Source organism: Paenibacillus rhizoplanae (genome assembly GCF_042684125.1).
Classification (GTDB): Bacteria; Bacillota; Bacilli; order Paenibacillales; family Paenibacillaceae; genus Paenibacillus_AQ; species Paenibacillus_AQ rhizoplanae.
The window spans coordinates 107,093-129,984 of the sequence record NZ_JBHUKY010000058.1; the positions used below are offsets into that span (position 1 = coordinate 107,093).

Genomic DNA, 22,892 nt, shown 5'->3' on the forward strand with positions numbered 1-22,892 from the left:
TGTTCATCATCCCTTCGAAATGTTTAGTTTTTCAAAATAAGAGCTGTACTTCACGCTTTCGAGAATGGCTTCCTGAATGCCGCCTTTGCGGACAAGAGGCAGGACACCGTTTGTGTTCAGGCTGGCCCTTGGGGCCTCGCCGATGCCGGAGCAGAGAAGAATGCGGCAGTCACTTAGAATCGATATAATTTCTTGCAGCGTAGTTGCTTTGTCACCGTTACAATCGGCCTTGCCATGGCAATAAGCTTGGATCTTGCGGACACCCAGGAGCTGCACATCAGTTCCGTCGGTGTCGTAGACCAGGAACTCAGTGGCATGACCGAAATGCTGATTCACCTTGTCACCGCCTCTGGTAGCAACCGCGACCCGCGTCTTCTGCCCTCCGGCCTGAATGCGTCTGGCCTGTTTGGCTAAGACTCGCTCGCGGATCTTGGTGTCCAGCTCACGCTGGAACATCGCCCGGGCTTCTTCATTAATGACCGGCTCCGCCTCCATCGCTTCCAGCGGGAAATCGGGATTACGGTCCTGGCCCAGCAGCCCGATCGCATCGGCCCGGCATTGCCGGCAGTGACGCATAACCTTCATTCCCCCGCGGCCCAGCTGCTCCTGCAAATTAAGCAATTCCTTCGGACGGGGCGCCTTGCGCCCATCCGCTTCATACTGGCTGCCTGGTGCGATAATAAGCGGTGTTACATTGTGCAGCGTAGCCCCGAGCTCTTTTACCCGCGCTGACACTGCGGCCAGATGATGATCGTTAACCCCCGGAATCATAATGGAATTCACTTTGACCAGAATCCCCAGCTTCGCCAGCAGTTCAAGTCCCAGCAATTGACGGCTGATCAGCAGCTCGGCTGCCTCTCTGCCTTCGTACCGGACCCCTTCATCGAACACCCAGGGATAAATCGCCTGGCCGACCTCAGGGTCGATGGCGTTGATGGTGATCGTGACATGGCGGATGCCCAGCTCCATAATCTCATCCACATGCCGGTACAGCGTGAGTCCGTTAGTACTGAGACAGAGGGAGACATCAGGCACATGCTTCCTTACCCGGGCGAAGGTATCGAAGGTCTGCTCCGGGTTCGCCAGCGGATCTCCGGGTCCGGCCACACCCACTACCGAGAGCTGCATTAGTTGGGAGGCAACTCCCCGCACCTTGCGTTCCGCCTGCTCCGGAGTAAGCACCTCACTGACCACACCCGGCCTGCTCTCATTCACACAGTCGAACTTGCGGTTACAGTAATTGCACTGGATGTTACAGGCGGGAGCAACCGGGATGTGCATCCGGGCATAAAACCGGTGAGCCTCCTCGCTGTAGCAAGGGTGGCGGCTAATCTCCTCCTCCGCTTCACTTGATAGACATGACGGCTGCATCATTTCCCACCTCCTAAAAGTTTTATGGTTCAACTAGCCTTTGTTTCGGTTAATGTTATTTTATCTAACATTTACTTCACTTGGCCGCTTTAATTAGTCTCATCATATTTTCATTACCGGGGATCGTCAATTAGTCCAACGTTCATTTCGCCCTTTATTTCCTTTTGTTTGCAGTTTCGCCATATGATACGTCAACTTATATGACTCAGACTTATCATGTTTCCGTTTTCAATCCTTCCATTTCTATTGATATTTGTTCTCACAAAAGCATTGACAACGCCTCTTAACTCGGATATGATACTTTTAGTCAGAAGCGAAATACCTTATAATTTCATATAATCCCGTAAAGGGGAGTAGCTGTTAGATAAAATCGTCAATACGAGAATGTGAGGATGTTCTCCGGTTTTATCGGCAATAAATTATTGTTAGCGAGACCTTTACCGATCAGGTTACCTTTATTCCAAAGGCTAATCTGTTTGGTAAAGGTCTTTTTTATATAATTTTGGTTACAATATGGGTATCATGGGTATTTTTCATCAAAGCAGCTAAACCACTTGAGGAGGAAACAGCAATGGATTGGGGATTATTATTAGAATACGGATGGGTATTGCTCGTTCTCGTAGCACTGGAAGGGCTGCTTGCCGCAGATAACGCACTTGTACTGGCAATCATGGTCAAACATCTTCCTGATGAGGAACGTAAGAAGGCGCTGTTTTACGGATTGGCCGGGGCCTTTGTGTTCCGGTTCGGATCGCTGTTCGTCATCTCCTATCTGGTGGATATTTGGCAGGTACAAGCCATCGGAGCGCTCTATCTATTATTTATCGCGGGGAATCACATCTTCCGAAAAGTGTTATTCGCTAAGCCGGTCACGGAAGACGCCGCTGAAAGCGGAAGCCCTGGAGCTGTGAATAAGAAGAAAGCCAGCTTCTGGTTCACTGTATTTAAGGTGGAAGTAGCCGATATCGCCTTTGCGGTGGACTCCATCCTCGCTGCTGTAGCCCTTGCCGTTGCCCTTCCGCCAAGCGGAATCGGCCACATCGGCGGCCTTGACGGCGGACAGTTCCTCGTGATCTTTGCGGGCGGATTCATCGGACTCGTCATTATGCGGTTCGCTGCTTCCTTCTTCGTTAAGCTGCTTCACACCCGTCCGGGTCTTGAGGTTGCTGCGTTCTTCATCGTCGGCTGGGTTGGGATTAAGCTCGCTGTCATCACTCTGGCTCACCCTTCCCTGGGTGTATTGTCCGAAGACTTCGCGCACAGCACCTGGTGGAAATTAACCTTCTATGTGGTTCTGATCATCATTGCAGCTACAGGCTGGTTCATGAGCAGTGTCAAGACCGAAGAGAATGTCGGCGAGAATCCTGTCAAGGAAGTCGATAAGCAGCTCGGTAAATAATCTCTATTAGAAAGAAAAGCTATATAAGATGCCCTTAAGATTAGAACTCAAAGCTTGGTCGTCGCTGCGGTGAACATTTGGACTTCCGGCCGCTGCCCAATTTGAATTTCCTGATTGAAACCGCTACTCGCGGTAGAAATCCAAATACAAAGGCGGTCGCTTTCGCTCCTACAGTTCCAAATTTCCCCTCCGCTTCTTTTGGCTTTTTGTTAATTTGTATAGTGCGTCTTATATAGTCCATAAAATAAAAAGAAATCGCCCCCTTGAGATGGATGATGAATTTTCCATCTTACCAAAAGGGCGATTTCTTTTTTGAGTTTTTGAAACTTAGATGTATTGTATACCGCTTAAACAGCGGAGAGGACGGAACGATTGTGTAGAAGCGGCAGCGGTCGCCTTGGTCTCCGGATTTTCACCACATAGGGGAATAAAAAAAATCTGGAGACCACAGCGATTGGAACAACGGTCCGTTCGCGCAGCGTCCACCCAAGTGCTCACGTTGCTCCCACTCAAACACTATCTCCGCCACTTCATAAATCTGTAATCCAGCACATCCACCAGCAGGAACAGCACGAACCCCACCAGACTGAACAGCATAATTCCGGCATACATCTCAGGGTAGTCCAGCCGCAGCCAGGCATCCATGATAAAGAAGCCCATACCATGCTCCGTACCATAGATTTCGGTGAAAAAGAGTACGGAAATCGCTGTGCCCAGCGATATGCGAATGGTACTGAGGATCACCGACAAAGCGCCGGGAAGCGTCACATTCCAGAATTTCTGCATCGTGCTGGCACCTATACTCGTCAGTACATCATAAGTACTCTCGGGGATAGCCTTCACACCATCGCGTACCGAGATAATGACCTGGAACAGCAGGATCAGCATAATCATCAGCACCTTGGAGGTTTCTCCGAGTCCGAAGAAGAGCATGACCACCGGCAACAGCGCAATTTTGGGAATCGGATAAGTCAGATAGACGACCGGGTCCAGTATCCGGTTCCAGAAGGGGGAGCGGCCCATCAGCAGACCGGCCAGCAGACCCAGCAGCAGAGCCAGCAGCACACCTTCAGTGATCCGCATCAGACTGTAGCCGATATTCAGCGCCACATCATGGGCCCCCAGCTGAAACATTGCCTTATACACCGCGCCCGGGCTGGGCAGAATCGCGTGATTCATGAGCAGATAAGCGACATACCAGACTACATTCATTCCGGCAAAAACGAGCAGCAGGCGCAGCAGGTGAACAAAATGCCGTCGTTTTACCATTTCTCCATCATTACCTTTCGGATTCTCTTGGACTGCATAAAGTACTCATCGCTCTCCCGCTTCTCGGAATGCTTCATTGCAAATACAGCAGCGTTATCGAGAATCTCCGGCGGCTCCTGCTGTCCCGGCAGCATGATGATAATCTTCTGTCCCAGGAGAATCGCCTCCTCCACATCGTGGGTGACGAACAGCGTGGTCGCCGGATGCGCCTGCCAGTTGTCGATAAAAATCTGCTGCAGCCCTTCCCGCGTAATGGCGTCCAGCGCCGAGAACGGCTCATCCAGCAGCAGAAGGGTCGGCAGAATGGCAAAGGCGCGGGCAATGGCTACCCGCTGCTGCTGACCGCCGCTCAGTGAGAGCGGAAACCGGCCGGCGAGCTGGGCAATCCCCATGGATTCAAGCCAATGCATAATTTGCCGGTCCTGCTCCCGCCGATTGTGGCCTGCCCCGCCCGGACGGGCGATCCGCATCGCAATCCGGATGTTGTCACGGACCGTCTTCCAGGGCAACAGACCATAATTCTGCGGCACCAGCCCGATCAGCGTGTCCTTATCATGAACAGATCTGCCATTGAAGAGCAGCTCCCCCTCGTAACCGGGCAGCAATCCGGCAATCGCCCGCAGCAGCGTGGATTTGCCGCTGCCCGAAGGGCCGATCACCGTATAAATCCCGTGCTCCGGCAGGGTCAGGTTCATTTCACCCAGAGCCAGCTGCCCGTTCTGATAAGCTACATGGAGCTGATGAATGCGGAGACCGCTATTTTTTAAACTGGACATCGGAGATCACATCTTCAGCCGATAGTGTTTTGGTCAGCAGTCCTTTTTCACGGGCCCAGGCAAAAGCAGCCTCCACTTCCTTCACATCCACCTGGTTCGCAGGCAGATACTCCGGCACCTTAATCTCATTCTTCAGCGTGTCGGGAAAACCCACTTCCTTAATAATCAGGTCGATATATTCCGATTGGTCATGCGTCTTCATATAATGGACAGCCTCATCATAAGCGGCGTACATATCACGGATTCCCTGACCCTTGGCATCAATGGCACTCTGCGGAAAAGCCAGCACAAACGGATTGATACCCGCACTGTGAGTAGAGCTGAGAACGCGCAGACCGGCAGTGCGGCCCATGGTTACAAAAGGCTCCGGCAAAACAGCCGCATCCGCCTTATTATTCTTAAGCAGCTCCAGACGCGTTGGAATCTGCGGCACTTCCGTTACAGTAATATCGGCTTCCGACAGGCCTGCCTGCTTCAGCATCATGGCGACGGTATACTGTGTCGAGGTATTCTTGGACAGGATGACGGTCTTCCCCTTCAGATCCTTTACCTCTTTCACTTCATCATTTCCGGTCAGCAGGTCGAATTCACCTGTGGTCGTGCTGGTGATTTTGACATCGAGTCCTGCCTCATTATAGATCGAGATCGCCACCAGATCCGCACTGAGGCCATCTACCTTACCCGCCTGAAAAGCCACATCACGATCCTTCGCGCTCTTGAAGGTCTGGATATCCAGGTTCACATGATGCTTCTGATCGAATCCCTGCTCATGGGCAATAATAAAAGGAATCGCGTCGATGGATGGCAGTAGTCCCAGCGATATCGTAACAGCCTCAGCAGGTGCAGCTGCAGCAGCTCCTGTATTCGAATTTTTGGCATTTCCTGCCTGATTTGCGCTACCGCATCCGGCAGCTACCACGCTGACAGCAGCAGTCAGCACGACTAGCTTCATAAGGTGTTTCCAGTTTCTTGTCTTCATGAATCTTGATTCCCCCATCTCTTATCGGTTACGCTTCATGCGAATTTATTCACATACATAGTACACCCATTGTCCTATTTTGTATATTTATAAATTTAAGTATCAGTCTTCTAATGTCCAATATGTTCATGGAATTCTTTTTACAGCAGCACCCAATAATGACGCAAATATGCTATAATAACCTGTACCTATTCCGCAGGTATCCCCCCTTCAAGCAGCAGTCTTATTCCAACCCTATCTAAGGAGCTGTGCCCTATGAGCGATGTAATTCTCCAGCAGATTCTTGCCGAGCTGCAAGGAGTAAAGTCCGAAATTTCAGAATTAAAATCCGAAATTTCAGGAGTTAAATCCGAAGTTACAGGAATGAAGTCCGAAATTTCAGGAATCAAGGCTGATGTTAAAAATCTTCAGTCAGAATTCGCTGCATTCAAGTCTGAAATTTCAGCCGAACTGGTGATCATCAAGGCTGACATTGAAAGTATTAAGGAAGATACGAAGCTAATTCCGCTTATTCAACAAGCGGTGTCCGAAGTCAACGCTGAAGTCGTTGCAGGCCGTGATACGCTGGAGCGGATCGACCGGAGCCTACGAGGACATGACGCAACGCTGGATATACTGGCCCGGCGTTCTATAGATCAGGAAGCTGAATTGAAACGTTTAGCTGCTTCTGCATAAAATCCTGCCCCGAAGCGACCGCCCTCCCGGCTGCCGCTTTTTTGTTGCCCGCACATAGTCCATCCCACAAGGACATCGTTCTCTTATACAAATACAAACCCAGTTATATCAACATTATTCCTTATTTATTTGTCTTTTATAGGCGGACATTTCATTGCTTTATGGATTATGTATGCTATAATGAAAACGTAACCAAAAGAGATTTCCCAGAGGTTCATTACCGTATTTCATCGCCAAGGAGGATGAATGCAATGCTGGCAGGAATTAAGGAACTGAAGAATTGGGTAACCGGGATGTGGCAGCCGGGGATGGCTTCCGGAGAAGAGGATTACCGGAGAATGGAATACAGCGCACACCGCCATCTGCACACACCGCCAACCCCAAGTCCGCTTACTTACGAACAGGAATCGCGCATCAAGACCGTCAAATTTCACTAATTCCAATTAGATCTATATATAGAACACCTTCACCTATCAGGTTAAGGCCGCTAAGGAACGGGAGCATCCCGGTTCAGGCGGCCTTTTATTTGTTGCACTATATTATCTTGCTAACCACCGCAGGATCGTCTGTGCCGCTTCCAGATAGCGCTGTCCTACGAGCAGGCCGGTATGGGTGGTATTCCAAAGACCTGCATAGGCTGCGCGGAAATACGCTGCATTGGCTCTGCCACGGCGCTCATCCTCATCACTGTTAACCGCATGGATCACAAGACAAGGGCAAGTAATGGACATGCTGTCTACGGATACCCCCGCTGCCCCGAAATGATAAGAAAAAGTTCGAAAAGCCTTGGCGGACTCCATCGTCAGGTATTTGCGCTGAAACGCTATGTCTTCTGCCGTTTCATCCAGGCTGCTCCCCTCTTCGCGGACCGGAGCGGGCACTACATTACCTGGTATCGTTCTGACGATATCCGTATAAGGGACCTCCTCATGTACCTCTCTGCATAGACTTGAATCAATCAGCACAAGTCCGGCCAGCCCGGCTGTCTCTGCCACCTTCTGGCTAAGAATCCCGCCCATGCTGAACCCGATCAGGACAGGAGTAACTCCGCATTCAGCCTGGATCAACTGCACCACTTCATGGATATCCTCCAGATAATCTTCAAAGGTAATCTGCGTCATATCCAGCACCCGGCTCCGGTAATGACTTCTCAGATTCATCACATAACAGGTCCAGCCTTCGCGGATAAAGTGGGGAAGGTACTTGCTCCACATCCAGCTTCCGGTATACGCACCGTGCACAAACAGCAGGGGTGCCTTATCTTCCTGTTCCTGGCCTTCCCGAGCCTCCTCTCCCTTGTATATCTCTAGATACAGATCATGCTCACCTACATATCTCTCTGTATGCGGCGGTAATTCATCAGTGTAGTCTCTCATTGTAATATCCTTTCCATAATTAGTTTGATATCAAACTATCATGCAAATTTTTTTAGAAATTATGATTGATTTTAATCAAAATCGTCAGCAAAATCGCCTGCTCCTCTTCCGTGATACCGCGGTAGAACTGCTTCAGCAAGGCAGAAGAGACCGATTCAAATACAGGCTCCAGCTCCTTCCCCTTCCCGGTTAGAGTGACGTATACGTACCGCGTGTCCTCCTGATCCCTCTTCTTCATAACCAGTCCCAGCCGGACCAGCTTATCCACAAGTGCTGTAACCGTAGATTTGTCCTTATGAATATGGGCCGAGATCTCGGCCATGGTGAGTCTGTGCTTAGACAGCAGCGCATAAAGAATATCCCCATGTGAGGTGGCAATGCCGTCTACTCCCTGCTTCGCCATCTCTTGTACGATGAACCGGTTAACCTTCTCGCGGATCTTGGATATAAGTGAAATAGCATCTCTAGTTTCCATAAACGAATTATAGTTTGATATCAAACTAATGTCAATAGATCAGTATTTGAGTGTGCTCCTATTCGGGGTCCTTATCAAGCAGCATGACTTCCTCGCCCCGCTGCTGCCGGATAGCAATATTGGTTCTGCCCCAGGAGCACATCAGGTCAATGATCTCATTAGCTGTGATCCCATACTCGGTGATGTAATATTCCACCTTGGGGGGCATTTGGCTATAGACCACTCTGCCGATGATCCCGTCACGTTCCAGCTCGCGAAGCTGCTGAATCAGAACCTTTTGCGAAATGCCCGGAATACTGCGCTGCAGTTCACTGGTCCTCTTCGTTCCCGACATCAGTATACATATGATCAGCGACTTCCACTTCCCGCCGATAATCTCAAGCGTCGCCTCGATCCCTAAATGATATTGCTTCATCCCCGGCACCTCCCCTGTCATAATATGAACACTGCTTCTCTTAGCATGCCACAATATCCGCTAAAGTCTAGTGCACACCTTGAGGTAACCTTGTTACTTTATTGTGTGTATTTACATTTTCGGGGGCTTACAAAATAATAGAAACAGCTGCACAACACAAATTATACACCGGAAAGGTGATCCATAATGACAACCCTGATAATCCTGGCACACCCCGATATAGAGGCTTCAAGAGTGAACCGGAGATGGAGACAAGAGCTGCTGCTGCATCCGGAGGACGTTACGGTCCATGAGCTCTACAAGGAGTACCCGGACTGGAATATCGATGTTCCGCGGGAGCAACGTTTATTGGAGGCGCACGACCTGATTATTTTCCAGTTCCCCTTATACTGGTACAGCTATCCCCCGCTGCTGAAAAAATGGCTGGACGATGTGTTCACTCACGGCTGGGCTTACGGTTCGAGCGGGAACAAGCTGCAGGGTAAGAAGCTGGGCATTGCTATGACCATCGGCGATAAAAAGGAAAACTACCTGCCTGCCGGGTCTGTTTCTTTTACAGTAGATGAGATCATCGCCCCGTTCCAGGCCAGTGCCATCCATGTCGGCGCAGCCGCCCTGCCTTACTTCGCCGTGTTCGGCGCTTCCTTCCAGGCGAGTGACGATGAAATTAATCAGAGTGCCGTAGAGTATCTGGAGTATATCCTTCGGAACCGGTAATATGCCGCTATTCCCGCTTCTTCCCGACCGCGCCAAGGTAGATCACAAATTCTTCATCGCCATCCAGTTCGAGCACCTCATCAATCAGCTGCTGATCATAGATTCCGATGGCACAAGCTCCGGCCCCGATGGATTCACTGGCCAGGTACAGATTCTGGCAGACATGCCCGGCATCGATGAGAATTTTTTTGTGCGCGGAGATATCATATTTCCATTCCGACCGGTACGGCGTAGTGCTCCAGGCGAACAGAACAGCAGCCTTCTTGGCGAAATTGGGAACAAAGGGCTGATCCAGCGTGATCGCATCAATCTTCTGTTCCAGCTGGTCTAATTCAAACATAAATAACAGCTTGTGCTCCACAGGAAGGTACCGGTAGATGCCCTGTGGTATACCTTTGACCCGCATAATCATCAGATAGGTCTCAAACGTATGGGTCGCCCCGCTGCACGGTACCGTCCGCAGAGTCAGTCCGTTCTTGCTCATCCCCGTAATACCCTGCGTGGCCCACAGTAAATAGGATAGCTCCTCCAGACTTAGCGTGTCGGCCGAATAGAATCTTGTACTCCTTCTTTGGCCGATGCAATCCACAATATTGTTCTGACTCACAACGTCCCGGCTGACCTCAGGCAAATCAATGATCTGTGCTCCCTCATCATAGGGCTTCACAATCGGCGGCTGCGCGATGCCCTTAATCTTGTCTGTTCGGATATGCTTGAATTCATGAAAATTCGATTTCAGCAATTGTCTCTGTTGTTCGTATCTTGTCATTATAGATCCTCCCGGCGTCCCTTGATCCTATAAATTTATCATGTGATTCGAATTAGTTTGTGATTATAATCACTATCTTTAGGACAAATCGAGCAATCATTGAATTCATCTTCTCTAAATATTCTATGCTATACTAAATTCATGATAAACCAAGCGAGGTGAAGCCAATGAAGTGGGGAGAAATTACAGAATTACACCCAAGCCGCTTTGTACTGGTGGAAGCAATTAAAGCAAGCTCAAATAACCGTATGCGTCAGTTAGAGGATATGGCAGTCATACAAGATTACGATAACCCGCAAGAAGCTTGGAGTGGCTACAAAAAGCTGCATAAGCTTCATCCAAACCGTGAACTGTATGTATTTCACACAAGCAGAAATGATGTTGAGGTTGTGGAAGAGTTTTTCTCAGGAGTACGGCAACGGATATGAAGTTACACCTTCTGCATGGCCTGCCTATTGTTTCTTTGACTCTAACTCACCATGGTAAATCCATTTCTTTGAGAAATCTTTTATTTGATACGGGCTGTGCTGCAACCGTTTTTGATTCCGATGTACTAGCTGAAATAGGTATCGATATTGATTTTATTAACGGAAGAGCCAAGCGAATGTATGGAGTAGGGGGAACGAGCGAAATTTGTTATGAGCAGCAAATTCCCGACTTTTGCATTGAAGATATCGATTTGAGTGATTTTCCCATACAGCTGGGTTCGATTCAAGAGCCTTATGGCTTTGATGGAATTATTGGCATTGATTTTATGATGAGAACCAAATGCCAAGTGGATTTTGAAGCGATGACTGTCCAGCTTAAAAAACAGACCAAATGATGCCTCCTTTCCCGGACGGCAGTCACTTGGTCTATTCCTTTATTTTCAAAATAATTATTTTGCTCAGAGACCTGTGTGGCAAACTCGCCTCCGATTTTGCATGACAGTTGTTCATAATCCTCATCCAGATATTTCTGGCAGAACCTCCGCACCAGTTGCAGCATCATAATCACAACAAAAAACCTCCCCTCATCCCGAAGGATAAGAGAAGGCTTAAACGCATCACCTCTGAAGCATGGCAGCTAGATTTTCAGCTCCCCAAGCTTGATCAGCTCGACAACCGCTTGTGAACGGCCTTTTACGTTTAATTTGAGATTTAAATGGTTGGAGAATCTTAGTTTCACTAAATAAACTGCTCCCTAGAATACTCTATAGATACATAAATCGATTTTTATTGAAGACCAGCACCTTACTACTCACTACGTTCAAAAAGACCAGTTAGGAAATTCCTTACTGGTCTTAAGATAATTTTTCATGTTAATACTAAAACAAGGTAATTTGCTCATGGTCTTGTATTGGTGTTGTTTTTTTGTACCCTTTTGTAGTTCTTTTTATCCTGTTGTTTTTTACTGCTTCTTCTAGCCAAAGTCTCGCTTGCTCAGGATATAATGCAAAATAAATAGAAACATCGTTTACTGATCTATCCTCATGTAAATACTTTTCAATAACTGGCCAGACAGTATCAAATAAATTGTACACTGTCGCAGGTTTAGTACTTATGGGGCTAACGATATTTTTTTTCAATTCAATAAACTCATCTAAATTCCTCGATGCACCTACTACTTCATCAAACAAAATTGGAATGCCACCTAATTTAATTAAGGCTTCATTTCCTTCTGGCACATCTATACTGTTCCTAACTAATAAAGGATTCCATGCAAAGTTCAGATTTTCATTAGCTCCCGCCCAAGTTCCTCCTTTCTTATCTGAAGAAGAAACAAAAGTATAGTCCGCTAAAGCATAGATGTGCTTATTACGCTCTATAGCGGTATAACCTTTAAATCGAGCTATGGGATTGTAGGCAGACAATAGTAATAAATTTGAATTCAGTATTTGATTTCTTGTTTCTTTTTTTCTTATTGTTGTTTCTAAGCTATCCGAAAGAACAGATATAACCTTTCCTTTCGCAAGTAATGCTGCATTTTCAGCTATGCTATCTACCCCTCTTGAGCCTCCAGATACAACAGTATAACCATTATTCACAACTGTTGTTGCAACCAATTCAGTAAACTCTTTTCCAGATTGATCTACATCTCTAGAGCCTACTATAGCAATAGCTCGATTCTCCAAAATATTAATATCGCCTGCACCATAAAGCACTACTGGTGAATTTGTTCGAAGTAATTTTTTATAACGATTTGGGTACGTGCTTTCTGCCCTAGTTGTAATCCAAATACCAATTGAACTTAATCTTTCGATTTCAATAGCTAACTGACCACTTCTGGACAACAACTTTCCAATTCTTTCTGCTTCTTCGTTGTTTATCTGAAGTTCTGTCATCCATTCGATGGGAGTAGTTTCAAGAAATGCCTTAGGTCTTTTTAAGTTTGACATAAGCAACTTTTTCGATAAAGATTCCCACTGTTTCAACGTATACGGTTTAACAGAAAAATTTGACATGGCTAAATCAGAACAAAGAAGTAGTAGAACTAAGCTGTCTGAGTTTAATCTTTGTGCTGTCAATCAGCATCACTTCCTCCTCCAGTAGAACTAAGAGCGAATGGATAAACAACTCCACTTCCAGCTTTTCTTAAGAGATAACCACAAACAGAAAAGGTCCACCCTGAGTTCATAATATCATCAACCAGCAGTACATTTCCAGAACAAATGTTCTCCACCACTTTAAAAGAATCAAATATATTTTCGACTTGCTTTAAACTATTTCTCATATTTTTTTGTTCTTCACTATGTTTGACTTTTTCGATAGCATTATAGTAAGGGATACCAAGCCTTGTTGCAAGTTTTGAAGCAAAAGAAGGAACTAGGTGTGGATGCCTAAGAGATGGGACTGCCGCTACCCAATCGGGCATTGGTTCGGGCTTCCATTTATTTAATACAAAATCGGCCGCTGCCTCAATTAGCTCATTACTAAAGCTTTCATTTGTGTATCGGTCCTCTTTAACCAGCTTTCCCCATCCAGCATCCCCATATTGAGATAAAGCACGCCCGTGATTATTTAAAAAATCCTGTCCGATATTTCCCGTCAAACCTGTTGATCCACCAATCGGCCATCTTTTTCTTGGCTGTATTATAAGGTTTTCTCCTTTTAAAAATTGTACAGCTTCAGCAACCTCAAACGGCTCAACAGTAGGCGAAACCAAAGGTTTTCTTTTACAATTTGCACAACGGCCACAAGGCTTTGAAGTATTATCGTCTAACTGCTTTGCAATAAAGTCCATATAACAATCACTTGTTGAACATAGCTCCTCCATAACCTCTAGTTCTCGATACCTTTGCGCTGTAACTTCTTCTGCGTGAGATGAGATATTAAATGGCACAACTGAACGATAATACTTACTCCCACTTTTATATGCAAAGTTTTCAATTTCAAGAAGTTTCAAGCACTGTTCAGCTTTAGCTTTCCCAATATTTACACTTTTCAATATCCCATTAACAGAAACACCATTATCAGAATCTTCTATTACATTCAAAACTTCTTGTAACTGAAAATCCGAAGGAAAAGCCGCGTTAATAAAATATTCTTGTATTTCATTATCTTCTTCTCCTGTAAGAAGAACAGCATAAGCATTTTCCAATGCTCTTCCAGCTCGCCCTATTTGTTGGTAGTAAGCAACCACAGTACCTGGCCGTTGAAAATGAATTACAAACGATAAATTAGGCTTGTCGAAGCCCATGCCTAACGCATCTGTTGAAACTAACACCTTTATTTCATCATTCATTAATTTCCGTTCTAAATCGGGTCTTGTTAATGAGTACGCTTCCTCAACTTTTGCATAATACGGATATGCGTCAATGCCTTCTGTTCTCAACCATTTAGCAACTTTCCGACAATCCGCTGTAGTGGAACAATATATAATTCCAGACCCATCTATATTTGGAATGTTCTTTGCCAGCCATGCAAGACGTTCAGCTTGTGATTGCAACCTAATTACTTGGATTTGTAGAGACTCTCTGATCAGCGGACCTCTAATTACTTTAATTTGAGCCCCGACTTGTGAAGAAATATCTGCAATAACGCGACTATTAGCGGTTGCGGTTGTTGCCAGCACTGGAACATTAGCAGGGAGGGTATTTACAATGTTAACTATCCTTCTATAGTCTGGACGAAAGTCATGACCCCAATTAGAGATACAGTGGGCTTCATCAATAACAAAAAGGCCGATTCCCTTCTCAATTTTCTGTAGCAACTCTTGGAACCTATTATTTGAAAGACGTTCAGGAGATATTAAAAGAATATCACATTTGTCCTGTTGAATCTGTTCCTCCACTTTATCCCATTCTTCCTCATTTGAACTGTTCAGGGTAACGGCGTTAATACCTATTTTTTTGGCTGACTCGATCTGATTTCGCATTAGTGACAACAGAGGGCTAATAAGAATAGTTATACCACTACCACTATCTCTAAGGATTTTTGTTGATATAAAATAAACGATACTTTTACCCCAACCAGTTTTCTGCACGACTAAAGTTCTTTGTCTTGATATAACCGCTTCAATTGACTCATATTGGTCTTGATGGAAACTTGCTTCATCACCTAACATTTGTTTTAAGTATCCTTCAGCTATTTCCCGCATGTACAATCTCCTCATAGTTTATTTCAAGAAATTTCCATGAGATTGTACCATAATTTGTGAATATATTGTAGGATTTTTGTCCTATACTACAGGACCATAGTCCAATAAAATTGGATATTGTTTTTAAAAATACCTATAAAGTGTCTTTGAGATGAAAACCGACCTCTTTCTTAAAAAACAACTATTAAATTGCTTGAATATATGTCGACATAGAGACCCAGGCACTCCATCATAAAGAGTACCTGGGTCCCTTATGTGCTAATATATATATCTGATCAAACTGTACTTTAAGTGTCATTATCATAATTGAAATTTTCAAACACTTCACAATTTTGTGTATGACTCATGATTCCAACTGCCCCAGCGGAGTATAAATCTCCACCTCCCCATCAACACTCACAACCAATTTGTCAATCAGTTTGGACAAGATAATCCTCATTTCATCTAATCGATCAAATTCCAGATTCACAAGCGTTACAAGAGCTGATCTTATCTCATCATGGACCTTATCCAAATTGATCTGCTCTTCCTTATTCTGAGATGACTGAGTTAGCTGTGATTGAAGCGAAGCAATCTCCTGTTCATACTGTTGCTTTTCAAACTGATATTGTTCTTCATCGATCTCCCCGAGCATATTTTGTTTCCTCAATTCGAATAATAGCTTACGGTTTCCTTGGATAGCCTTCTCCAACTTCTTTAGATCCTTATCCATATCAATGGATGACTTCTTCTTCAAGATTCTTTCTTTAATTTCAGTGGTTTCTTTCTCAACGTTTATAACTCGCTTCAACTTCTTGCTCACTTCATTGATGACAGTGTCTCTGAAATTGTTGTAAGGAATCCAGGCATTGTTGACACAGCCTGTCTCTCCTTGTCGTCTCCTGGTGGAGCAGATCAAATAACGGTATTCTGGACCATTCTTCCTCGACTTCCCTTTACAGCTCACTAGAGAGGCCCCACAGTGCTTGCAAAAGATGATACCAGCAAACACATTCACTCTATTCCTGACGCCTCCACGCCTTCCTCCTCCACGTTTTAAGCGAATCTCCTGCGCAAGCTCGAACGTTTCATCGTCAATTATGGCTTCATGAGTTTGTTCGGCTGATCTTTCCCATTTTACCTTTTCCCTCTACACTTGTTTTTTACTTCGGTCTGACATGTAGTTGATGTCGTTATAGACCTTTTTCACTTCGTATTTACCAAAGACATTCTGCCCTGTATACACCTAATTGGTTAATATTCTCTGAATTGTCGTAATACCCTAAACTCCACCTTTCGGAGAAGGAATCCCCATTTCCTTATTAAGGTACTGTACAATTGCCTTTTCCCCCATCTTTCGGGATACATATAAAAGGTAGATGAGTTCGACGATATAACTATAATTTTCAGCAAGCGCAAGTGTCTTTTTATCACTACTTACGATTTTTCTATATCCAAAAGGAGCAACACTTCCTGTGAAATTACCTTTTAGTGCAGACTGCCTAATACCTCGCTTCGATGAAAGACTGAACTGTTCGCTGAGTTTCTGATTCACTGCGGAAATGATCTGGAATTTGAGCTCATCATTATCCTTTAGCGAATCAAAGTCTTCTTCAATAGAAATCAATCGGATGCCTAAAGCATCCACCTTTAGGTTAAGTGAGTCAAGCGTATCTCTTGAGAAGTGTGAAAGTGGCAAGAATATTATGATACATATTAAAGAGGACAGCCTATGTCTTAAAATCAGCCATCACATTTTTAAATTGAGAAAAATAGAAAAAGATCATGCAAACTTATATTACGTTTGCATGATCTTTTTCTAATTAAACATTTTTTTAAACCAAGTACCTTATTGATTCTAGATAATTCTCAAGTCGATTGACTTCAAATCTGCGCTTTTTGAACCATTCTTGTGACCAAATTCTATAAATTTTCCAACCAAGCCCCTCCAAAACTTGCTGACGAAGTCGATCTCTATCCCGCGCGACTTTTGAACTATGATAAGCCTTTCCATCGCATTCAATGCCCAACAGAAACTTATTGTCATTGAGTGGATCAACAATAGCTAAATCAATTCGATATCCTGAGCAACCTACTTGAGTTTTAACTTTGTATCCCATGTCCGTAAGAACGTTGAATACGTCTTCTTCAAAGGGTGAGTCAAACTCCATCTCTTCATGCGCTGTCATGCTGATCGGCAACTTGCCATCCATAGTGGCTTGCATATAATCCTTTAGCAAACGCAAACCAGTATTTCCGCTTACTTTTGTATCTGATAAATCAGATGGCTTTAAGGAACTAATTAGTTTCATATGATATTTGGCTCTGGTAACAGCTACATTTAACCGTCTTTCTCCACGAGTTTTGCTTAATGGTCCAAAATTGTAATGCAACGTTTGATCAGCAGCCTTAGCATAGCCCACACTTAAGAAAATGACGTCACGCTCATCACCTTGAACATTCTCCAGACTTTTGATGAAAAACTCTTCATGGGCCCCTTCTTGAAAGAAACGTTCAAATAACGTATTTGCATTTCTTAGTATGGTCAGTTCATTCTCTATAGCAGAAGCTTGAGCCTCACTGAACGCAATCACTCCTAGAGATTGATTAGGGTGTTCTTTAAAATGCTCAATTACTAAATTAGCAATCTGTTCCGCTTCTTTTTTATTCGTTTTATTTCCGCCTCGATCGTAAACACCATCTTTAACATAAACAAATTCTGTTCCCAGATAAGGTCCATTATCCGAACTTGGGAAAGTAATCAAATTGTTGTGATAAAAAGCTTCATTCGAAAAAGTGATTAACGACTCATGTTTACTACGATAATGCCAACGTAAATTAATTGGAGGGAGAACATGAGCGCACTCATCCAGAATACTTTCATATGTAACTTCTTGATCCTCTTCTTGTTCGTCATCGAAATCTTCTTCAATCGTACTGCTATGGAAAAAATTCGTTGGAGGTAATTGTTTAGTATCACCTACAACAATCAACTGTTTTCCACGTACAATAGCTCCGATTGCATCCTCTGAGAATATTTGTGATGCTTCATCGAATATCACTAAATCAAACTGAATTACAGAAGCATCCAAAAATTGACTTACAGACAACGGGCTCATAAGTAAACATGGTTTTACCTCCATGAATAAAGGTGCTGTAAGATTTAAAAGTTTTCTTATTGGATAGTGTCTTTTTTTCTTTCCTATTTCCGCTTGTATGATTTGAAGTTCTCGACGAAACGCAAGCGAATTTATCGCGTGAATTCGATTTGATTCTAATCTTTCCTTTATACGGAGGACGTTCAACTGATTACTCTTTACATCCAGTTTTCTAAAAGAAGTCACATCAGTATTCATTGCATCTGCATCAAAGTCAAATAAAAGCGGTTCATTTTTATAAATTTGATCTAGCCAAAGTGTAAAGAATCTCTTTTGGAATAGATCTTTAAACGTGTAATCGCCAATATTCTCATTTTTTATTGCAAGCATAAATTTGCCGAGACCTAAATTAGATGCAATGTCTTCAAGACGTCGATATCTGATCCAGTCTTCCAAAAGATCAATTGAATCAATACGTATTTCCGAAAAGTGAATAAGATCCTCCAATTTGAGCTCAGAGAAATCAAATTCTTTGAAGATAACAGATACAGTAAAATACAAATGCAGATCTTTTTTTAGGTTCATGTTTTTTTCATATTCTTTTTCCGCCTGCTCTAACCACTCCATGATGTGGACTTTGTTCCCTTTTCCTTCTGAAGTAACATAATTCAGCAACTTAGACGGCATCGCCGTATTAGCAAACAAGTTATGCCATTCATCCGTCCATGCTAGTGCGTCAAAGATTTGTTCCCAATTCGTGTTGTACCCAGTGAATCGATCACCGAATACAACTTTAAGATTCTCCAATTCACTATCGATAATCTGTTTATACATTTTGACTTGGACTGCCATTTCTAATGTATTTTTAATCTCGTCGAATGTTAAGTCGGTGTCCACAAAATATGAGCTAAGTTTAGAGAATCCATACTGCCACTCTTCGACTTGCCGTTTTATTAATTTAAGTGTATTTCCAAATTCAGCATATGGCCAATATAATTCTGGACCTTCGTAACCCGAAAAGAATTTTGGCAGTGCCTCTCGATACTTTGGAATTTCATTTTCAATGCTGCTTAAACATTGTACAAGGGGAGTTACGTCATAATGAACTCCCTCTCCACTGAGCATTGTTTTTTTAAATTCTTTTGTTATCTGAACATTACTTTTAAATAACAAAGTGAATTCTTCGATAAACCTGAAAAACTTATCCCATTCCGTATCATTTCCTTTAAAAGAACTTCCCAAAATATTAGTGTTATATTGGAAACTTTCATCTAGCTCCTTGGATTGTTGCTTAAGAATAATCTTATTTTTCAAATCTTGTTTTAGGGAAATCACACTCAGATTCATCGGATTCTGAAGATGACTACTAAATTCATCCACAAAATTAAAATACGCGTCCACATTTTCCGATTCAATTTCGAGTTTAGTAAATAATTGTTCTGTATTAATCTTTGAAGCATCCGAACCAAATAAACTAATTAAATTTGGATACTCATTGTGAATTCGCTTGATGATATTTTTTAAATCGATACTTATCTGTTTCAATTGGGAAAATGAAGTCGTCAGTAACTCCACTTTCCCCGCAGGTCTAAGTAACAGCTCTTTTAATGATACAGTCATGTTACGTCCTTGATGCCATTCTACAATCTCTCTTGTAGTAGATAGCGCTTGTTCGATGGAAGACCAACTTGTATCAGACAACTGGTAATGCCACCCCAACGATGATTGTAAATCAGATTCCATTTTTTCAATGGACTTCTTGTAATCCAGTACTCGTTTTATGTTACGAACGTACTTCTGAAACGTATCAAAGTCTAATTTCTCATTGGATTTCAGATTAGCCCTCATCCATTTTAAATCCTTTTTATAGGAACCATTAAAGACCCTAAAAAATGACTGGTATTGCCCCTCACACCGTTCAAAAACATCGTAAATGCGCTCGTCATACACTTCTTCTTCAAATAATTTAATAGATTTATCAAATTCAATTTGATATTTACTAAATAACTCCTTACCCTCTCGAATAGTCGTTTGTATACTATGGTAATTATTTAAGTTAAACCAACTTTCCTGTGGCTTTGGAGATTTCTCGATAAATTGAATAACATGTTCTAAATTATCAATCAAGGAGAGGTTGGTTATTTCTATTCCGAATAGTGACTCAAATTCTGTTTTATATGTGTGTACTAATTTAGTTTTACTGAAAAAATCCCCGAGTAATCCTTTCACCTTTGATTTTTGATCATAGAAAATAACATCCTCTGATCCTGAACTTTGAGTGTTTCTAAATGACTTAACTAGGGACTCTTTAACTTCGAAATCAATCAAAGCCTTTTCAGCATTAATCTCTAAAAAAGAAGGCTTATATTTAGATAACAAATCACCTCGTAATTCTGCATTTTTTAAGTACTTTTCCTTTGTATTCATGGCTTGATTTAAAACATTTGCTAGTTGGTTTTCATCGAACCAGCCCTCTGTTGGAGCTACACCTTGGTTAAGCAAATTAAGATAACTTAACAACTGGTTTAGTTCTTTAGCATTTTCCAACTCGTGTATTCCAAGACTTGCGGCCTTCTCTGCATAATTAGGGGCTTTAGCAAGAATCACCAAAATGTCTTCTATGCCATTAATTAAGACGCTTTTTGTCAACAAAAGTTCATTCAGTTTTGTATCAGGTATCTTCGAGATGAACTGTTCATTTTCAATATATAGTTCGTTATACAGCTCTTGAAGGCGGCTTTCCTCCAATATATTTTCATTGACCTTTGCGGTTAACTCCTTTTTCTCATCAAGAAATGTTGAAAATCTCTCTTGATAATTTTTCGCATCAATAATAATTAGGGAGATATTCCCCTTATCAAACCAACCCACTGGAGGCATAGGAGAATGCTTAGCCATGTCCAATATGTTAGTTGCCTTCTTCAATTCATCTAGCGTAGAAATCTTTAGCCCAATAAATGATTGTATATTTGATACAACTTCCGTCGTGTATTCCAATTGATTTTTCATCTTTTCAAGAAATGTTTTCACTTTAGATTTTATTTCAAGCGAGAAGCTCTCGTCGTTATAGCCTTCCCATGGGTGAAAGTCAGATTTATAAACAGAGGCCCGATAACGTTCAAGATCAGCCAGCAGTCTGTAAATTGATTCAAGCTCAGTAGTTGGGCTGATGTTGAAGTCCACTGTGAATTCAGGGACGGTTTGCAACCTAGAGAGTATTCCGTGTATTTCGTATACTGTCATATCATACGGTTCTCTGGTTAAATGAACCTTTTCTGAATATGTATTTAGTTTCTCCCTGATGATATTTATTTGGCCGTATACTTCCTTGGATATTTTCTTATTTGATCCCTGAACATTTAACACATGGTTTATTTCATCTAAAACCTGTCTTTTATTAGCTTTTTGACTATGCATCTCAATACAAAAATCTCCTAATCCTTCACTCTCTAGGCGATTTTTCACTACATTTAGTGCGGCCATTTTCTCACTTACAAATAGAACCTTTTTGTTGTTTGCTAAGTTCTCTGCAATAATATTGGAGATGGTCTGGCTCTTCCCAGTGCCTGGTGGACCCTGAAGAACAAAGCTCATCTCATTTTTAGCAGCCAATATTGCTTGCTGCTGGCTTGAGTCCGCATCGAGTATATTGAATATTTCATGGGAAGGGACCTCCCGATCCATACTGGTTTCATCAGGAAGTCGTGTGTGATCGAATGTTTGTTTTCTGCTTTCCTCATTAGACACACCTGCAATTTCTCTGATCAGTGGATGACTTTCGATTATATCTTTATAAGTCTCCATGTCCTTGTACATAACCAGCTTGTTAAAGGAAAACAACGATAAATAAACGTCCTCTTCGACGCCCCAGCCCTCAAGATTAATAATAAGTTCTCTTATTTCTCCCCATAATTGATTAACGTTAATACTTGCTGGATCTTCAGGGAGCTCAGGTAAGGTAATACCATGCTGCTCTTGTAACATATGTGCTAAGAAGGGATTGATCACAATCTCATCTTCAAACTGATTTAATGTAAACGGGGCATTCGCACTAGATCTTTTTAAGGTTACAGGCACCAACAGTAAAGGCGCAAAGAAATCTGATGTAGACGAGAGCTGTGTTTCTTTCCATTTCAAAAGTCCAAATGATAAGTACGAAATATTTATTCCTTGTTCATTCATTCGCGTCTTTGCAGCCGTTCTAAGCTTATTTAAGGTCTTATTATAATTTTGAATTTCTTCGGCGCTTCGTTTCTTCTTCTCAAGTTCTTCAATCGCCATCAATTTGATTTTTTCAATTTGCTGAGTATATTGGGTAACTAATTTATTACAGTCCAATTGCTTTTCTTCCCCTATGAGTAATTCGTATAACTGTGAAGGGGCATCTAAAAAATTCACACTATTAGTTTTCTTTGGCTTAAAATTGAGCAGTGTGTTCCTCTTACTCATATCGATGAGGTTCTTTTTCCAATTCGCTATTCTGTTCGATAGCTGCTGTTCCACTTTGTTATCCATTTTTATCCACCTATTCGGTATAAAGTCTGCTGCTGGCCTGCACCAACACATTCAGCCAGTCCTATAATAATTAGGTAAATTGTACCACGCAGCGCATAGTAATAGAATATAGAAAACTAGGAACGACTAGTTAATCTTTACCTAAGAACCGAGCTACTTATTTGGACAGTCATTCGTTTATAACTTTAGATACTAAGAAGCCCTATATACCGTAAGGTTTAAGGGGTGTACAAGCCTGTATAATGTCGATTTTATACAAGCTACGGGATCGTAAGGCTAATAAAAAACCGAGTTTTTTTATTTCTCTAGTATCCTCGTCAGTTCTCCCAACTCACTTCCGTGTTTCTCCCATAACCGGTCAAAGTAGTTTAAATAGATATTCGCCAGCAGTGGGGGGGGGGGGGGGGGGGGGGGGGGGTCCTTGTGGTGTCCCAAGCTTCTTCCATGTCTCCCGCATGAAGCCACTTCCGTATGAGCTTCAAGATCCGCCTGTCAAAAGCG

19 protein-coding genes and 1 pseudogene are annotated in these 22,892 nt (G+C 43.0%); 6 read left to right on the top strand and 14 right to left on the bottom strand.

The annotated features are described in order from the left end of the window. Window positions 1-6: 6 nt before the first annotated feature. Window positions 7-1,374: a nitrogenase cofactor biosynthesis protein NifB gene (nifB, locus tag ACFSX3_RS25195; protein WP_209993506.1), complete on the bottom strand. Its 1,368-nt coding sequence runs from the start codon at window positions 1,372-1,374 to the stop codon at window positions 7-9. 568 nt (window positions 1,375-1,942) lie between these two features. Between nifB and ACFSX3_RS25200 the strand changes: the two genes are divergently transcribed. Next, window positions 1,943-2,770 (top strand): TerC family protein, encoded by an 828-nt coding sequence (locus tag ACFSX3_RS25200; RefSeq protein ID WP_209993505.1) that lies wholly within the window; start codon window positions 1,943-1,945, stop codon window positions 2,768-2,770. Window positions 2,771-3,286: 516 nt separating this feature from the next. Here ACFSX3_RS25200 and ACFSX3_RS25205 read toward each other — a convergent pair. Genes ACFSX3_RS25205 through ACFSX3_RS25215 form a run of 3 tightly spaced genes read right to left on the bottom strand, consistent with a single transcriptional unit; the run spans window position 3,287 to window position 5,794 of the window. Further along, complete coding sequence (locus ACFSX3_RS25205; RefSeq protein ID WP_209993504.1) at window positions 3,287-4,039, bottom strand: ABC transporter permease; 753 nt, start codon at window positions 4,037-4,039, stop codon at window positions 3,287-3,289. Next, on the bottom strand, window positions 4,033-4,815 hold the full coding sequence (locus tag ACFSX3_RS25210) for an ABC transporter ATP-binding protein (protein WP_209993503.1): 783 nt from the start codon (window positions 4,813-4,815) through the stop codon (window positions 4,033-4,035). The genes ACFSX3_RS25205 and ACFSX3_RS25210 overlap by 7 nt, the downstream gene beginning before the upstream one ends. Beyond that, window positions 4,796-5,794: an ABC transporter substrate-binding protein gene (locus tag ACFSX3_RS25215; protein WP_209993502.1), complete on the bottom strand. Its 999-nt coding sequence runs from the start codon at window positions 5,792-5,794 to the stop codon at window positions 4,796-4,798. The genes ACFSX3_RS25210 and ACFSX3_RS25215 overlap by 20 nt, the downstream gene beginning before the upstream one ends. 255 nt (window positions 5,795-6,049) lie before the next feature. Between ACFSX3_RS25215 and ACFSX3_RS25220 the strand changes: the two genes are divergently transcribed. Both ACFSX3_RS25220 and ACFSX3_RS25225 read left to right on the top strand, forming a co-directional pair. Further along, window positions 6,050-6,469, top strand: coding sequence for a histidine kinase (locus ACFSX3_RS25220; RefSeq protein ID WP_209993501.1), 420 nt, complete (start codon window positions 6,050-6,052; stop codon window positions 6,467-6,469). 251 nt (window positions 6,470-6,720) lie between these two features. After that, a complete protein-coding gene (locus tag ACFSX3_RS25225; protein WP_036723496.1) occupies window positions 6,721-6,906 on the top strand; it encodes a hypothetical protein in 186 nt (61 codons plus the stop codon). 102 nt (window positions 6,907-7,008) lie between these two features. On the opposite strand, the gene ACFSX3_RS25230 is transcribed toward ACFSX3_RS25225, so the two are convergent. Genes ACFSX3_RS25230 through ACFSX3_RS25240 form a run of 3 tightly spaced genes read right to left on the bottom strand, consistent with a single transcriptional unit; the run spans window position 7,009 to window position 8,735 of the window. Further along, the gene (locus ACFSX3_RS25230; RefSeq protein ID WP_209993500.1) at window positions 7,009-7,845 is read right to left on the bottom strand and encodes an alpha/beta fold hydrolase; all 837 of its coding nucleotides are present in this window, start codon (window positions 7,843-7,845) and stop codon (window positions 7,009-7,011) included. A gap of 52 nt (window positions 7,846-7,897) precedes the next feature. Beyond that, a complete protein-coding gene (locus ACFSX3_RS25235) occupies window positions 7,898-8,320 on the bottom strand; it encodes a MarR family winged helix-turn-helix transcriptional regulator (RefSeq protein ID WP_209993499.1) in 423 nt (140 codons plus the stop codon). Between the two features lie 58 nt (window positions 8,321-8,378). After that, window positions 8,379-8,735 carry a winged helix-turn-helix transcriptional regulator gene (locus ACFSX3_RS25240; RefSeq protein ID WP_209993498.1) on the bottom strand — a complete coding sequence of 119 codons (357 nt, stop codon included), beginning with the start codon at window positions 8,733-8,735 and terminating at the stop codon, window positions 8,379-8,381. Window positions 8,736-8,921: 186 nt separating this feature from the next. Here ACFSX3_RS25240 and ACFSX3_RS25245 point away from each other — a divergent pair, with 186 nt between their 5' ends. Next, window positions 8,922-9,452 (top strand): NAD(P)H-dependent oxidoreductase, encoded by a 531-nt coding sequence (locus ACFSX3_RS25245; protein ID WP_209993497.1) that lies wholly within the window; start codon window positions 8,922-8,924, stop codon window positions 9,450-9,452. 7 nt (window positions 9,453-9,459) lie between these two features. Here ACFSX3_RS25245 and ACFSX3_RS25250 read toward each other — a convergent pair whose 3' ends face one another. Beyond that, on the bottom strand, window positions 9,460-10,221 hold the full coding sequence (locus tag ACFSX3_RS25250) for a SagB/ThcOx family dehydrogenase (RefSeq protein WP_209993496.1): 762 nt from the start codon (window positions 10,219-10,221) through the stop codon (window positions 9,460-9,462). A gap of 167 nt (window positions 10,222-10,388) precedes the next feature. Here ACFSX3_RS25250 and ACFSX3_RS25255 point away from each other — a divergent pair, with 167 nt between their 5' ends. After that, entirely contained in the window at window positions 10,389-10,649 is a 261-nt protein-coding gene (locus ACFSX3_RS25255) for a hypothetical protein (RefSeq protein WP_209993495.1), read from the top strand. Next, window positions 10,646-11,044 (top strand): aspartyl protease family protein, encoded by a 399-nt coding sequence (locus tag ACFSX3_RS25260; RefSeq protein WP_209993494.1) that lies wholly within the window; start codon window positions 10,646-10,648, stop codon window positions 11,042-11,044. Before ACFSX3_RS25255 ends, ACFSX3_RS25260 begins: the two co-directional genes overlap by 4 nt. A gap of 242 nt (window positions 11,045-11,286) precedes the next feature. Here ACFSX3_RS25260 and ACFSX3_RS25265 read toward each other — a convergent pair. The 6 genes and pseudogenes from ACFSX3_RS25265 to ACFSX3_RS25290 form a co-directional block, all read right to left on the bottom strand. Then, a pseudogene (locus ACFSX3_RS25265) lies at window positions 11,287-11,358 on the bottom strand (helix-turn-helix domain-containing protein); the annotation flags it as partial. A 169-nt stretch (window positions 11,359-11,527) separates the two neighbouring features. Next, window positions 11,528-12,727 carry a DNA-processing protein DprA gene (locus tag ACFSX3_RS25270; RefSeq protein ID WP_209993493.1) on the bottom strand — a complete coding sequence of 400 codons (1,200 nt, stop codon included), beginning with the start codon at window positions 12,725-12,727 and terminating at the stop codon, window positions 11,528-11,530. Then, a complete protein-coding gene (locus ACFSX3_RS25275) occupies window positions 12,724-14,799 on the bottom strand; it encodes a RecQ family ATP-dependent DNA helicase (protein WP_209993492.1) in 2,076 nt (691 codons plus the stop codon). Before ACFSX3_RS25275 ends, ACFSX3_RS25270 begins: the two co-directional genes overlap by 4 nt. 343 nt (window positions 14,800-15,142) lie before the next feature. Then, complete coding sequence (locus ACFSX3_RS25280) at window positions 15,143-15,796, bottom strand: recombinase zinc beta ribbon domain-containing protein (RefSeq protein ID WP_209993491.1); 654 nt, start codon at window positions 15,794-15,796, stop codon at window positions 15,143-15,145. 264 nt (window positions 15,797-16,060) lie between these two features. After that, the gene (locus ACFSX3_RS25285) at window positions 16,061-16,477 is read right to left on the bottom strand and encodes a recombinase family protein (RefSeq protein WP_209993490.1); all 417 of its coding nucleotides are present in this window, start codon (window positions 16,475-16,477) and stop codon (window positions 16,061-16,063) included. Window positions 16,478-16,613: 136 nt separating this feature from the next. Then, entirely contained in the window at window positions 16,614-22,391 is a 5,778-nt protein-coding gene (locus ACFSX3_RS25290; protein WP_209993489.1) for a DUF4011 domain-containing protein, read from the bottom strand. Window positions 22,392-22,892: the final 501 nt, after the last annotated feature.

Excerpts from the sequence above, each read along its gene's own strand:
- nifB (WP_209993506.1), bottom strand. The coding sequence starts at position 1,374 with ATGATGCAGCCGTCATGTCTATCAAGTGAAGCGGAGGAGGAGATTAGC.
- ACFSX3_RS25200 (WP_209993505.1), top strand. The coding sequence starts at position 1,943 with ATGGATTGGGGATTATTATTAGAATACGGATGGGTATTGCTCGTTCTC.
- ACFSX3_RS25205 (WP_209993504.1), bottom strand. The coding sequence starts at position 4,039 with ATGGTAAAACGACGGCATTTTGTTCACCTGCTGCGCCTGCTGCTCGTT.
- ACFSX3_RS25210 (WP_209993503.1), bottom strand. The coding sequence starts at position 4,815 with ATGTCCAGTTTAAAAAATAGCGGTCTCCGCATTCATCAGCTCCATGTA.
- ACFSX3_RS25215 (WP_209993502.1), bottom strand. The coding sequence starts at position 5,794 with ATGAAGACAAGAAACTGGAAACACCTTATGAAGCTAGTCGTGCTGACT.
- ACFSX3_RS25220 (WP_209993501.1), top strand. The coding sequence starts at position 6,050 with ATGAGCGATGTAATTCTCCAGCAGATTCTTGCCGAGCTGCAAGGAGTA.
- ACFSX3_RS25225 (WP_036723496.1), top strand. The coding sequence starts at position 6,721 with ATGCTGGCAGGAATTAAGGAACTGAAGAATTGGGTAACCGGGATGTGG.
- ACFSX3_RS25230 (WP_209993500.1), bottom strand. The coding sequence starts at position 7,845 with ATGAGAGACTACACTGATGAATTACCGCCGCATACAGAGAGATATGTA.
- ACFSX3_RS25235 (WP_209993499.1), bottom strand. The coding sequence starts at position 8,320 with ATGGAAACTAGAGATGCTATTTCACTTATATCCAAGATCCGCGAGAAG.
- ACFSX3_RS25240 (WP_209993498.1), bottom strand. The coding sequence starts at position 8,735 with ATGAAGCAATATCATTTAGGGATCGAGGCGACGCTTGAGATTATCGGC.
- ACFSX3_RS25245 (WP_209993497.1), top strand. The coding sequence starts at position 8,922 with ATGACAACCCTGATAATCCTGGCACACCCCGATATAGAGGCTTCAAGA.
- ACFSX3_RS25250 (WP_209993496.1), bottom strand. The coding sequence starts at position 10,221 with ATGACAAGATACGAACAACAGAGACAATTGCTGAAATCGAATTTTCAT.
- ACFSX3_RS25255 (WP_209993495.1), top strand. The coding sequence starts at position 10,389 with ATGAAGTGGGGAGAAATTACAGAATTACACCCAAGCCGCTTTGTACTG.
- ACFSX3_RS25260 (WP_209993494.1), top strand. The coding sequence starts at position 10,646 with ATGAAGTTACACCTTCTGCATGGCCTGCCTATTGTTTCTTTGACTCTA.
- ACFSX3_RS25275 (WP_209993492.1), bottom strand. The coding sequence starts at position 14,799 with ATGCGGGAAATAGCTGAAGGATACTTAAAACAAATGTTAGGTGATGAA.
- ACFSX3_RS25290 (WP_209993489.1), bottom strand. The coding sequence starts at position 22,391 with ATGGATAACAAAGTGGAACAGCAGCTATCGAACAGAATAGCGAATTGG.